Origin of the sequence: Magnetofaba australis IT-1 (assembly GCF_002109495.1) — a bacterium.
GTDB lineage: Bacteria > Pseudomonadota > Magnetococcia > Magnetococcales > Magnetococcaceae > Magnetofaba > Magnetofaba australis.
This window is the reverse complement of record NZ_LVJN01000018.1, coordinates 646680-659632: the sequence shown is the minus strand read 5'-3', so window position 1 is coordinate 659632 and position 12953 is coordinate 646680. Positions and strand designations below refer to the sequence as shown.

At 63.5% G+C, this 12953-nt stretch carries 11 protein-coding genes; 10 read left to right on the top strand and 1 reads right to left on the bottom strand.

Translation table 11 applies throughout. The features are described 5' to 3' along the window. Positions 1-11: 11 nt before the first annotated feature. Genes MAIT1_RS09005 through MAIT1_RS08995 form a run of 3 tightly spaced genes read left to right on the top strand, consistent with a single transcriptional unit; the run spans position 12 to position 3586 of the window. Entirely contained in the window at positions 12-824 is an 813-nt protein-coding gene (locus MAIT1_RS09005) for a ferritin-like domain-containing protein (RefSeq protein WP_085441936.1), read from the top strand. Next, a complete protein-coding gene (locus MAIT1_RS09000; protein ID WP_085441935.1) occupies positions 821-1579 on the top strand; it encodes an NHL repeat-containing protein in 759 nt (252 codons plus the stop codon). Before MAIT1_RS09005 ends, MAIT1_RS09000 begins: the two co-directional genes overlap by 4 nt. A gap of 54 nt (positions 1580-1633) precedes the next feature. Next, positions 1634-3586, top strand: coding sequence for an SPOR domain-containing protein (locus MAIT1_RS08995; RefSeq protein WP_085441934.1), 1953 nt, complete (start codon positions 1634-1636; stop codon positions 3584-3586). 25 nt (positions 3587-3611) lie between these two features. Here MAIT1_RS08995 and MAIT1_RS08990 read toward each other — a convergent pair whose 3' ends face one another. Beyond that, complete coding sequence (locus MAIT1_RS08990) at positions 3612-3986, bottom strand: 4a-hydroxytetrahydrobiopterin dehydratase (RefSeq protein WP_085441933.1); 375 nt, start codon at positions 3984-3986, stop codon at positions 3612-3614. A gap of 324 nt (positions 3987-4310) precedes the next feature. Between MAIT1_RS08990 and MAIT1_RS08985 the strand changes: the two genes are divergently transcribed. The 7 genes from MAIT1_RS08985 (at position 4311) to MAIT1_RS08955 (ending at position 12953) form a co-directional block, all read left to right on the top strand. Further along, positions 4311-5447 (top strand): glycosyltransferase, encoded by a 1137-nt coding sequence (locus MAIT1_RS08985; protein WP_158089402.1) that lies wholly within the window; start codon positions 4311-4313, stop codon positions 5445-5447. 3 nt (positions 5448-5450) lie between these two features. Further along, the gene (asnB, locus tag MAIT1_RS08980) at positions 5451-7397 is read left to right on the top strand and encodes an asparagine synthase (glutamine-hydrolyzing) (protein ID WP_085441931.1); all 1947 of its coding nucleotides are present in this window, start codon (positions 5451-5453) and stop codon (positions 7395-7397) included. 162 nt (positions 7398-7559) lie between these two features. Then, the gene (locus MAIT1_RS08975; protein WP_143814742.1) at positions 7560-8738 is read left to right on the top strand and encodes a hypothetical protein; all 1179 of its coding nucleotides are present in this window, start codon (positions 7560-7562) and stop codon (positions 8736-8738) included. 12 nt (positions 8739-8750) lie between these two features. Next, positions 8751-9758 (top strand): NAD-dependent epimerase, encoded by a 1008-nt coding sequence (locus MAIT1_RS08970; RefSeq protein ID WP_085441929.1) that lies wholly within the window; start codon positions 8751-8753, stop codon positions 9756-9758. Between the two features lie 18 nt (positions 9759-9776). Then, positions 9777-10931 (top strand): glycosyltransferase family 4 protein, encoded by a 1155-nt coding sequence (locus MAIT1_RS08965; protein WP_198947838.1) that lies wholly within the window; start codon positions 9777-9779, stop codon positions 10929-10931. Then, entirely contained in the window at positions 10924-11916 is a 993-nt protein-coding gene (locus MAIT1_RS08960) for an NAD-dependent epimerase/dehydratase family protein (RefSeq protein WP_085441928.1), read from the top strand. Before MAIT1_RS08965 ends, MAIT1_RS08960 begins: the two co-directional genes overlap by 8 nt. Further along, the gene (locus MAIT1_RS08955; RefSeq protein WP_085441927.1) at positions 11913-12953 is read left to right on the top strand and encodes an MraY family glycosyltransferase; all 1041 of its coding nucleotides are present in this window, start codon (positions 11913-11915) and stop codon (positions 12951-12953) included. Before MAIT1_RS08960 ends, MAIT1_RS08955 begins: the two co-directional genes overlap by 4 nt.

Here is a 12953-nt window from a genome sequence, read left to right as displayed (position 1 = left end):
AAAGGGGCGTTATGGCCGAGGCGACTGCAAAAGCGTTGTTTGACGCCGCCGAGGCGGCGCGCGCGGCGGTGGATGCCGATGCAAAGATGGCCCTCACCGAACAGGCGGCGGCGCTGTGGCGCGCGGCTTCGGAACTGGAGGATGGCCCGCTGCGCGCTGAGGCGCTGGCGGATCCCGGCGCCCCCGCCAAGCCCGAACTGGTGGATCCGCGGCGGGTGGCCAAGCGCAACCCCGGCTCGGGCAGTGGCCGCGCCGCGCACCTGCATGCGCTCACGCATATTGAGTTTGTCGCCACCAATCTTGCCTGGGATGCGGTGGTCCGCTTTCGCGGCATGCCGCTGGCCTATTATCAGCAGTGGGCGCAGGTGGCGTTGGAGGAGGCCGAACACTTCACGGCGCTGCGGGCGCGATTGCGCGACGCCGGGGCCGACTACGGCGACTTCGCCGCCCATAATGGATTGTGGGATATGGCGGCGCGCACGGCGGACGACCCCTTGGCGCGCATGATGATGGTGCCGCGTTATCTGGAAGCGCGCGCCCTGGAGGCGGCGCCCATCATGCAGGCGAAGTTCCGTCAGGCGGGAGACGAGGCCAGCGCCGCTCTTATCGCCCGCATCGCCAAAGAGGAGATCGGCCATGTGGCGGCGGGTTCGCGCTGGTTTGGCCATCTGTGTCAGAGCCGCGGGCAGGATCGCCGCGAGGCGTTCGTAACGCTATTGGATGGATTTGCGCGCGGTCGCCCCAAGGGACCGTTTGAACTGGATATCCGGCGTCAGGCGGGGTTTACCGAGTGGGAGCTGGCGTGGTTGGAGCAGGGAGGGTGAACGATGCGCCCGCGCTGCGACCCGGCGCGCTGCGACCCTACCCATGTCCTGGCGGTTGTGAGCGCTGGGCGCTGATCGACCCATTGAGCAACAGCGCGCGCATCGTGGATGGCGCGGGCGTGGTGTTGGGCGAATATGGGCCAGGCCTGTTTCAGTCGCCAACCGGTCTGTGCGTGACGCGGGATTTTCTCTATGTGACCGATCCCGCCGCCGCCGTGGTGTGGCGGGTTGATCTCATCGACGAGGCGATTGCTCCGCTGATTGATGCGCAAGCGGGATTGCGCGCGCCGTTGGATGTGGCGCTGGCGGCGCCGGATCAGTTGCTCATCAGCGATCCTGCCGCCCAGACGCTGTGGCGGTGGTCACGGTGTGAGCAGAAGTTGATTGCGGTGGCCACTGGGGCGTTTGGCGGTTTGGCGGGCGCAGCGGGAGAGGCCAGCGTATTGGCGGCGGTGGAGGCGGGCGTGTCGCGCGTTGGTGCAGAGGGCGGCGTGGAAACGCTCTACCCCATCTCCAGCGTAACCGGGCTGGCGGTTGCATCCTTTGGCGCGTTGGCGGCGTGTGCGGAGAGTGACGCTGTGTGGTTGTGTGCGTCTTATGGCGCTGCCCAGCAACGCCCCGGGCCCTGGCGCGCGCCCATGGCGGTTGCGGTCAATGAGCGCAACGTGGCGCTGATCATGCAAAAGGATGGGCGCATCTGGCGCGGCGGGCTGGGCGGCGGCGACTGGCGCGCGTGGCCTAAGCCTGTTAGGTAGTGAAGAATTAAGATGAGACGAATGGATTCGCATATGAGCAGGAAGTGTCCCCATATGAAACGCACCACTCACAGCGCGCTGCGCTTGGCGATGGCTCTCGGCTTGGGTTTCGGCGTTGCGTCGACCTGGCTCACGGTAGAGGCGGCGTCATTGACGCAGGCGGCCAATCGCATGGCCCAGGGCAATCTTATGGGCGCGGAGTCGGAGTTGGCCGCCTTGCTGAAACAGGCCGCGCCTGCGCAGAAGGCGGAAGGCTATCTGTGGCGCTATCTGGCGCGCGCCAAAACCCAGCCGTTTCTGGCCAAGGCGCGTCTGTTCAGCCTTTCGTCTGAAATTCGCGTGGGCTCGCCGTGGATGGCGGCGCTGGCGCAGTGGCATCTGAATCAGCTCACCGGCGCGGCGCTGTTGGCGCAAGCGGGCGAAGATAAGACCCAGCGCGCGCAGGCGCTGTTTCACATCGGTGAGCGGCTGCTGCTGGATCGGGCCGATCCGGCGCAGGCGGCGGGGTGGTTGACGCAGGCGGTGGAGCTGGGCGCCGCCGACGCGCCGGAGACGATTCTGGCCAAACAGCAGCTCAAATCGCTGCCTGCGCCTGCGGCGGTCTCTGTGGCGATGTTGCCGCAATTGGCCATCACCATCGCTGCGCCTGCGCAGCCGATGAAAGCGTCTACGCCAGTTGAACCAGCCGTGGCGGCGGAGAAGAGTGAGTCAGTTACGACGACTGAAGAAACGGAAGCGCCAGCGGAAGCCGCCGCCAAAGCCGAGGCTGCCGCCAAGGCGGAAGCCGCCGCCCAAGCGGAGGCCGCCGCCCAAGCGGAGGCCGCCGCCCAAGCGGAAGCCGCCGCCCAAGCCGAGGCTGCCGCCAAGGCGGAAGCCGCCGCTCAAGCCGAGGCCGCCGCTAAGGCGGAAGCCGCCGCCCAAGCCGAGGCCGCCGCCAAGGCGAAAGCCGCCGCCCAAGCCGAGGCCGCCGCCCAAGCCGAGGCCGCCGCTAAGGCGAAAGCCGCCGCCAAAGCGGAAGCCGCCGCCAAAGCGGAACAGTCACGGGTCGCCTCGAGCAAGGGGTCTGTGAGCGCCGAGGTTGAGCCTGTTGCCGAAGCGGCGGCTGTCGCGCAGGAGAGCGTGGCGCATCCGCTCAAGCAGGCCAGCGCCGCGGCTAAGTTGCCCAGTGTCAAAGCACACATGAGCGCGCACTCTTCCTCCCAAGCTCAGGTTGGGGCGATTCACAAGCCTACGGCCACACACAATGCCGAGCCCGCTACAGCGGCGCAGGCGGTGGCCAAGGAGGCGAAATCGTCTGTTGCGGCTGCTGTGGCGACGGCCAAAAAGTCAGCGCCTCAAGCCACCAGCGCGCCTGCGGTTGCAAAAAATACCATCATCGCCCAACCCGTGCTTGGTAGCGCCATGGGGGAGGACGACATCGCGCAAGCCGCCGCCGCTGTCGCCGAACAGGAGGCGCGCAGCGCGTCACTGGCTGTGACGCCGATGAAGCCCGCAAGCAATCAAGGGTCAACTGCGTCCCCACAGAGCCAGCCGCAACCGAGTGCGAAACCCGCGCCGCAGGCTCCTGCAATCGCACTCGCCGCCCAGACGTCCACACAGGCGGTCAAGCCCGTCGCCAAAGCGACACAGGAAACATTGGCGGCTTCCGCCAATACGTCGACTGCGCAGACGCCGGCGGAACCTGTGGCCGCTGCGGTTCGGAACCCTGATGAAGCGCCGCCGATCCAGCAGGTCACCGGCAGTCGTGAACGCAGCTACTATGTATTGGATTTGGGCTCTTACCAAAATGTGGAGGAGCTTACAGAGGTGCGCGCCAACGTCAATAAGCTGGGCGCGCCTCTGTACGCCCGTCGCGTGCTGGTGGATGGCCACGCCATGTTCCGACTGCGCGCCGGTCCCATTGCGCAGAAAGAGCAGGCGCTGGATTGGTGGGCGCGCATCCATCAGGCGCTGCCCAGCCTCAAAATCGAACGCATCCTGTTTGTTACCCCCGCTGTAGGAGGGTGATGGTCGCGGCGTCGATTGGGCCGCTTCACGCCACCGCGCAGGCCACCCCTTCGGCGGGAATCTGCTGATCAAACACCTGATCGATTTTGGCCGCGCAGATGAAGTCGTTGTCGGACAAGCCGCCTATGGCGTGGGTCCAGAAACTGACCTCACAGTAGTTGTAGTTGTGGGTCATCATCGGGTGGTGATCCTCGCAGTGCGCCACCCACGCCGCCGCATTGACGAACGCCATGGTGCGGTGATAGTCGGCGAATTCAAACCGTCGTGTAATCTGCGTGGCGCTTTCATTGAGCCGCCAATTGGGGTTGAGCGACCCCATCAGCATCAGCGCCTTTTCTGCGCTGTGTTTCTCCACGCCGCCCTCGCAGGGCTGACACCGTTTTTTCAAGAGATCCGTCACACTCGCCTCCTGACTCCCGTGGGCGCCCTGTTCGCGCCGCTAAAGTTTATCGGTTATTCGCTTCTGACCCGCTGGAAGTGGCTTCGTTCATCCGTTTCATTCAGCTGTATAGAAATATGTTTATTGCGAGAATAATGCGAACAAATATACAGTAAGAGAATATATATATAGATTTATCCAGATGCTTTTCATGAAAATGGCGCCAACTCGTGACCTGCTATTGCGCGAATGCGGCCCACTGCGCCTTGCCATCGCCCCCCGGGGGGCATACCCTCAGGCGCCGTTTGCCAATCGGGATCGCGTTCTGCGCGCCAAGGAGTCTCCATGCTTGTTATCGCTCACGTAATCACCGGTCTGGAGATGGGCGGGGCTGAAATGATGCTGGCCCGCATGGTGGAGAACCTGGATCCGACCCGCTATCGCAATGTGGTGATCTCCTTGCGCGGCGAGGGGACGTTGGGTCCGCGCATACGCGCCAGCGGCGCTGCGCTGTATGATCTGGGCATGAGCGGCATGGGCCAGGCGGTGAGCGCGGTGCGGCGGTTGAAGGCGATTCTGCGTGATGAGCAGGTGGACGTGGTGCAGGGGTGGATGTATCACGGCAACGTCATCGCAGGCATAGCCGGTAAGCGCATGAGCGGACTGCCGGTGGCGTGGGGGCTGCACGCCAGCTTTCTCGATCCCAAGCAGGTTCCTTTTGTCACCACGCTGCTGGCGCGGCGCATCGGTCCACTGGTTCCGTTTCTGGCCGATCACGTGATCAGCTGCTCTGAGGCTGCGCGTCAGTTGCATGCGGGCTGGGGATATCCCAAAGACCGCATGAGCGTGATTCCCAATGGCTTCGATTTGACCGCGTTTCAACCGGACCCGGCGGCGCGGCGCGCCTTGCGCCTGGAGCTTGAACTCCCCGAAGACGCCGTTGTGGTCGGCCATGTGGGGCGCTATCATCCGCAAAAGGACTACGAAACGCTCATGCGCGCGGTGGCGCGGGTGCGCGCCAGTCGGCCCGATACCCACTTTGTCTTCATTGGTAAAGGGGTGGAGTGGGAGAATAGCGAGCTGGCCAATAGGGTGACTGCGTGCGGCGAGCGCGATAATGTGCATCTGTTGGGCCCGCGCAGCGATATCCAGATGTTGCATCCGGCGTGGGACTTCTTCTGGCTGGGCTCGGCGTTTGGCGAGGCGTTCCCGTTGGTGGTGGGGGAGGCGATGGCGTGTGAAGTCCCCTGTGTGGCCACCGATGTGGGCGACAGCGCCGAATTGATCGGCGATACCGGCAAAATCGCGCCGCCGCAAGATCCTGGCGCACTGGCGGAAGCGCTGTTGGCGCTGCTGGGCGAGAGCGCCAGCGAACGCGCCCAACGCGGGCGGGCGGCGCGGGCGCGCATTGCGGAGAACTACGCCATGTCGGCGATTCTGGAGCGCTATTTGGACGTCTATCAACGCATTATGGCGGCCTGATCCATGTGTGGATTGACCGGCTTTTGGGATCAGCGCGACGTCCCGCGCGACGCCGACGCCATGGGCGCTGTCATCGCCCGCATGCGCGACGCTTTGATTGAGCGCGGCCCTGATGATGCGGGCGCCTGGGTCGACGCCGAGGCGGGCGTGGCGCTGGGGCATCGGCGTCTCTCTATCCTCGATCTCTCTCCCCTGGGCCATCAGCCCATGCGCTCTGCGTGCGGCGACTGGGTGCTGGCCTACAATGGCGAAATCTATAACCATCTGGAGCTGCGCGCCGAGTTGGAGAGCCAGCATGGCGCGCGCTTTGTGGGGCGCTCCGATACCGAGACCCTGCTCGCGGCGTTTGTCGCCTGGGGAGTCGAAGCGACGCTGCCGCGCCTGAACGGCATGTTCGCCATCGCTGCGTGGAACCGCCGCCAGCGCACGTTGACCCTGGCGCGTGATCGCATGGGCAAAAAGCCGCTCTACTACGGTTGGGCGGGTGGCCGCGTGGGCGGAACGCTGCTGTTTGGCTCGCAAACCAAGAGCTTTGCCCCGCACTCGGACTGGTCGGCGCAGATCGATCCCGACGCCGCCGCGCATCTGCTGCGGCGCGCCTTCATCCCAGCGAACCGCTCCATCTACCGCCATGTGGCGCAGCTCCCCCCCGGCCATTGGGCCACGGTGGGCGCCGATGGGCGCATCCAAGCTCAAACGTGGTGGCGTCCGTTGGAGGCGGCGTTGGCCGGTCTGGCCGACCCCATCGACGATGCAGCCCAAGCCAGCGCGCTGCTGGAGGAGACCCTGGCCGATGCGGTGTCGGCGCGTCTGCTCTCCGATGCGCCGTTGGGGGCGTTTCTCTCCGGCGGGGTGGACTCCAGCGCTGTGGCCGCGCTGATGCGCGCCCACGGGGCGGCGACGCCGCGCACCTTCTCCATCGGCTTCTCCGATCCGCGCTATGATGAGTCGGTCCACGCCCGCGCCGTGGCCAACCATCTGGGGACCGATCACACCGAATTGATCGTCGAACCCGACCATGCGCTGGAGCTGATTCCACAGATCCCCGAGTTCTTTGACGAGCCGTTTGCCGACGCCTCGCAACTCCCCACCTGGCTGCTGGCCAAAATGACCCGTGAACAGGTCACCGTAGCGCTGTCGGGGGATGGCGGCGACGAGCTGTTTGCCGGCTACAATCGGCATGTCAGCGCCGCCCGTTTGCAACGCCTGCATGGGCGCTTGCCCGCTCCCCTGCGCGCGCTGGCGGCCTGGGGCATCGAACGCTTGAGCCCGGCGCAGTGGGATCGCCTGATCTCCATTCTGCCCGCCGCGCGGCGTCCGCGTCTGTTTGGCGAGAAGCTGTATAAGGTTGCTGATCTGTTCCACGCCGCCGATGCGGTGGATATCCATCGTCGGCTCACCGCCCAGTGGAGCGGGCCGCTGCCCCTTGTGGGCGCTTTCGACGAACTCGCCCCCACTCCTGCGCCGCTGCTGCCAGGCGTGTCGCTGACCCGTGAGATGCAGTTGCGCGATGTGATGGACTATCTGGCCGGGGATATCCTGGTCAAAGTGGATCGCGCCACCATGGCGACCAGCCTGGAGGCGCGCGCGCCGCTGCTGGATCATCGCGTGGTGGCGCTCAGTTGGCGCTTCAGCGACGCCGTTAACGCTGGTCCCCAGGGCAAAGGCAAGCACCCGCTGCGTCAGCTGCTCTATCGCCATGTGCCCCAAGAGTTGATCGAACGCCCCAAAATGGGCTTCGCCATCCCCATCGGCGATTGGCTGCGCGGTCCGCTCAAAGGGTGGGCCGACTCCCTGCTGGATCCGCAGCGCCTCCAGCGCGAGGGGCTGCTGGATCCTGCGCCCATCCAACGCCTGTGGCGCGAACATCAGAGCGGGCGCTACAACCGCCAATATCCGCTGTGGAACGTGCTGATGTTGCAGGCGTGGAAGGCGCGTTGGGCGCCCTGAACCCGTGCGGCTGTCGACGCATTATGCTACCCTGAACCACTCTGCGAGCCTTGATGGCGAAGGCGTGCGCAGGCCTTTTCATGGTCTCATGAGCTCTTCCGTGTTCGGCGTTGGCCCATGCATGCTCTAGACATCATTAACATTGTGGTGATTGCGATCTATTTGGTGATCATCGCCAAACGTTCGCATATGGCCGTCTTGACCAAGTGGTTGATGCTGGGCCATCTGATGGCGGCTTTTGCGCTCTACTTTGGCGGCTCCATGTCCATCTTTGGAGACCAGATCAAATACTTCAAAGCAGCAAACCATTTTCGTGAAACATTGGACCTGATCTCCATGACGGAAGGGTTTGCCGGCATGATGCTGGCGGTGTTTCCCATCCCCGCTTACCCCTCGCATCTGTCGGTCGCCCTGGTCAATACCGTGCTGTTTGCGCTGACGTTCTGGTTTTTGCGTCGCGCCGGAGTGATGTACGGTTTGCCCAAGTGGATCTATCTGTTCTATCCCAGTGTTGCGCTCTACATGGCCTTGGGGCTGCGTGAGGGGCTGATCTTTGTCAGCATGTTTCTGAGCGTCTATTATCTGATCAATATGCGCCTGGTGTTCGCTTTTGCCGCAGCGGCGCCGTTGGTGTTTATCAAACCGCAGAACTTCCTGATGTTGGGTATGGCCGGATTTCTGTGGACTATGATCGTCCCCAGCGTCAAGCTCTATGTGCGTGTGCTTATGGGCGCTGTGGCTGCGGTTGCGCTGCTATATATGGGGCAGTGGTTCAGCGTAGACAAAGTGGAATACTACCGTTGGGCGATGTATGTGGAGGACCATGGCGACCCGGAGGCCTATCAGAAGCTCGACGGCTATGCCGACCTGCTGCGCGTAGGCATCCCGGATGGACTCTATTTCATGCTCAAGCCGCTGCCTTGGGAAGCGGAAAAACCCATTCAAATTGTACAATCTATCGAAAATATGGTCATTGGCGTGATGGCGCTCATCGCCTTTCTGCGCAACTGGACTCTTAAACTCCCCAATCGACCAGGCGTGCTACTGAATTTTATGCTCGGCGTAAGCATGGTCATTTACGGGCTGGTGGTTTATAACTACGGCACGGCGGCGCGCTACAGATTTCATTTTATTGCCGTTTTCCTGGTTTATAGTTACCACCTCCACTATCTGGCCACGTGGGGGCGGCCTTCACTCCACTTCCTGGCGCATAGCGGGCAACTCCCGTTGTTGGGTCAACATGTGCTTGCGTCAGCGGCGTTTTCCAACGCTCAATCACAGGCCAACACTTCATCCGCGAGCGCAGGCCCCACTGGGCAGACGGCGCCATCAGCATCGTAAAGGGGCATTCTCATGAAAGTTCTGATCACCGGCGCCGCCGGGTTCATCGGTTCGGCTCTCTCCCTGAAGCTTCTGGCGCGCGGCGATACCGTCATCGGTGTGGATAATCTGAACGATTATTACGATGTGGAGCTGAAAAAAGCGCGTTTGGCGCGCACCCAGGACCATCCCAACTTCGTCGATCTGCGTCTGGATCTGGCCGACCGCGAGGGGATGGAGCGCGCGTTTGCCGAACACAAACCCAACCGTGTGGTCAATCTTGCCGCCCAGGCCGGGGTGCGCTATTCGTTGATCAATCCCCACGCCTATGTGGAGTCCAACCTCATGGGCTTCATGAATATCCTGGAGGGATGCCGTCATAACGACGTCGAGCATCTGGTCTACGCCTCCTCCAGCTCGGTGTATGGCGCCAACACCACCATGCCGTTCTCGGTGCATGACAACGTCGACCATCCGCTCTCCATGTATGCGGCCACCAAGAAGTCCAACGAATTGATGGCCCACACATACAGCCATCTCTATCGTCTGCCCACCACCGGTTTGCGCTTCTTCACCGTGTATGGCCCGTGGGGGCGCCCGGATATGGCGCTGTTCCTGTTCACCAAGAATATTCTCGCCGGCAAGCCCATCGACGTGTTCAACTACGGCAAGCACCGTCGCGACTTCACCTATGTGGACGATATCGTCGATGGCGTGATCAAAGTGCTGGACAACCCGTCTGCGCCCAATCCTGAATGGAGCGGCGCCAAGCCCGATTCGGCCACCAGCAACGCGCCGTTCCAGATCTACAACATCGGCAACAACGAACCGGTGGAGCTGATGCGTTACATCGAAGTCCTGCAGGATTGCCTGGGCAAGAAGGCGGAGCTGAACCTGCTGCCGCTGCAGCCTGGCGACGTGCCCGACACCTACGCCGATGTGACCGACCTGGTGAAGAATCTGGACTACAAGCCCAATACCCGGGTGGAGGACGGCATCGCCAACTTTGTGGCGTGGTACAAGGAGTATCATGGCCTCTGAGGCGGGTGAGCGACGCCCGTGAAGATCCTCTACTTCGTCACCGAGGATTGGTACTTCTGCTCCCACCGGCTGCCCATGGCCCGCGCCGCCCGCGATGCCGGGTTTGAGGTGCTGGTGCTGACCCGGGTGAAGGACCACGCCGCGCAGATCGAGGCCGAAGGGTTCCGCCTGATTCCCATCGCCATTGAGCGCGGCGAGGTGAGTCTGGCCGGGGAGTGGCGTCTGCTGCGCGCGGTGATGGCGGTCTATCGGCGCGAACGGCCCGATATCGTGCACCATGTGGCCATGAAGCCGGTGGCGTACGGGACCACGGCGGCGCTGCTCACCGGTGTGGGCGCGGTGGTCAACGCCCTGGCGGGCTTGGGCTATCTGTTTACCTCCCGGCATCTGAAAGCGCGCGTGCTTAAGCAGGTGGTGCGGCTGGCGTTCAAGCTGCTGCTCAACCGCAAGCGGGTGCGCACCATCATGCAGAATCGCGACGACCGCGCCGCCCTGTGCCAGGCCGCCGGGGTGGATGAGTCGCAGACCGTGATCATTGCCGGTTCGGGGGTGGATATCGCGCGGTTGCATCCCACGCCGGAGCCGCCCAGTCCGCCGATTCGCGCGCTCACACTGTCGCGGGTGTTATGGGATAAGGGCATCGGCGAGTTGGCCGAGGCGGGACGCATCCTCAAGGAGCGCGGAGAGTCCATTGAGCTGATGCTGGCGGGGGGGCGCGATCCGCTCAACCCCGCTTGCATCGATGAGGCGCAGGTGCGTCAGTGGCATGAGGCGGGCTGGATCAACTGGTTGGGTCCACGCAGCGATGTGGCCGAACTGCTGGCGCAGTGCCATATGGCGATTCTGCCCTCCCATCGCGAAGGACTGCCCAAGGCGCTGCTGGAGGCGGCGGCGGCGGGGTTGCCCATGGTGGCCAATGATGTGCCCGGTTGCCGTGAAGTCACTGTGCATGAGCAGACCGGTCTGCTGGTCCCCAAAGGCGATGCGCGCGCCTTGGCCGACGCCATTGCGCGTTTGGCGCACGATCCCTCACTGCGGGCGCAGTATGGGGCGGCGGCGCGGGCGCGGGCGGAAACGCAATTCGCCGAGACGGTGGTGACCGAACAGGTGTTGGCGCTCTATGTGGACATGCTGGGCGGGCGACGTCCCCAGGGAGGGGAGTCCAATGGTTGAACTGGCGGGCAAACGGGTGCTGGTGAGCGGCGCCAATGGCTTTATTGGCCGCACGCTGTGCGCGCAACTGCAGGCGCGGGGCGTCACCGTGCGCGCGCTGTTGCGACAACCTGCCGAAGGTCCGTGGGATGAGGACGCGTTGGCGGACTTTGACCAGCCCGAAGCCACATTAATCCCGCAATTACAGATTGCCTGCGCCGATGTGGCGGCGATCTTCCATCTGGCGGGTAAGGCCCATGCGTTGGATGAGCGCAGCCAGGACCCCGAGATCTATGACCGTCTCAATGCCCACTCCACCCGTTTGCTGATGGCGGCGGGGGCCGACTGCGGGGTGCAGCGACTGGCGCTCTTCTCCAGCATCAAGGCCATGGGCGAGGGCGGCCCGGCGGCGCTGAACGAGTCCGCGCCGTGCGATCCGCAAACCGCCTATGGCCGCTCCAAACTGCTGGCCGAATCGTTTGCTCTGGACCCTGCCGAGAAAGTGGATGGGGTCGCGTTGCGTCTGTCCATGGTCTATGGGGGGGAGTCCAAAGGCAATATGGCGCGCATGGCCGATGCGGTGCGGCGCAATCGTTTTCCTCCCTTACCCAAAGTGGACAATGCGCGCGCCATGATCCACGTCGCCGATGTGTGCGCCGCCGCCATCCTGGCCGTGGAGCAGGCCCCGCCGCGCAGCCTCTACATCCTCACCGATGGTCAGCAGTACGCCACCTGGCGCATTCAGGACGCTATGGTCGCGGCGCTGGGGCGTCCCGCTCTTGGCTGGCGTGTCCCCTATGGATTGCTGCGCGCCATCGCGCTGGCGGGGGACTTGTTGGGCGCGCTGTTGCGACGCCGCGCGCCATTGGACTCCGATGCGCTGGATAAACTGCTCGGCTCCGCCAACTACGATAGCGGCAAGATCCGTCGGGAGTTGGGCTTTGTCCCGCAACACACGCTCTATTCGGCGCTGCCGGAGCTGTTTGGCGAGGAGGCGGGCGTATGATCCTCGCTGTGATATTGGCGCTGCTGTCGCTGTATGCCGCCTACTCATTGGCTGACCGGCTGACCGATCCCAACTCCAAATGGCATGTGCTGGATCACCCCAACGATCGCTCCCTGCATCAAAATCCCACTCCGCGCAGCGGCGGGTTGGGGATTCTGGCGGCGCTGCTCATCGCCTGGCCGTTGTGGTTCTGGCTGCAGACGCCCCCCGAGGGGGCCTGGGCTGTGGCCATCGGGTTGGCGCTGGCGGCGGGCATCTCCTGGTTGGATGATCTGCATACCTTGAGTTCGGCGGTGCGCTTTCCGGTGCATCTGGCGGCTTCCGGGCTGGTGGTGTTCGCGGGCGGGTTTTACTTTCCGGTGCTGCAGATCCCCGGCGTGGGTGATGTGGCGTTGGGCGCGTTTGCGCCGATCTTCGCTCTGCTCACCATTGGTTGGATGCTCAATCTGTATAATTTCATGGATGGCATGGATGGCTTTGCCGGCGGCATGGGGGCGTGGGGCTTTGGCTTTCTGGCGCTGTTTGGCTGGCATCAGGGACACCTGTTTTTTGCCGGTAGCGCGTTGATTATCGCTGCCGCCAATCTCGGGTTTCTGCGGGTGAACTTTCCCCCAGCCAAGATCTTTATGGGCGATGTGGGCTCCGTGCCCATGGGCTTTCTAGCCGGATGCTTCATGCTGTGGGGCGCCCGTGACGGCGTATTCCCATTCTGGATTGGTATTGTGATCTTCTCGCCGTTCATCCTCGACGCCACCATTACCCTGGCGCGTCGCTTGTTGGATGGGCAGAAGGTGTGGCAAGCGCACCGCGCGCACTTCTATCAACAGTTGGTGCGCATGGGCTGGAGCCACAAACGCACGGTGTTGGCGGAGTATCTGCTCATGGCCGGTGTGGGAGGGGTGGCGTTTTTATTGCATTTGTCGGACAATGAAGGGCTACGCGCCGCCGGTTGGATGGCGCTGTGTGGGCTCTATATCGTCCTGATGATCGCTATACATGTCGCCGGCCGTCGTCGCGGCGTCAGTTGGCGGGGGTAA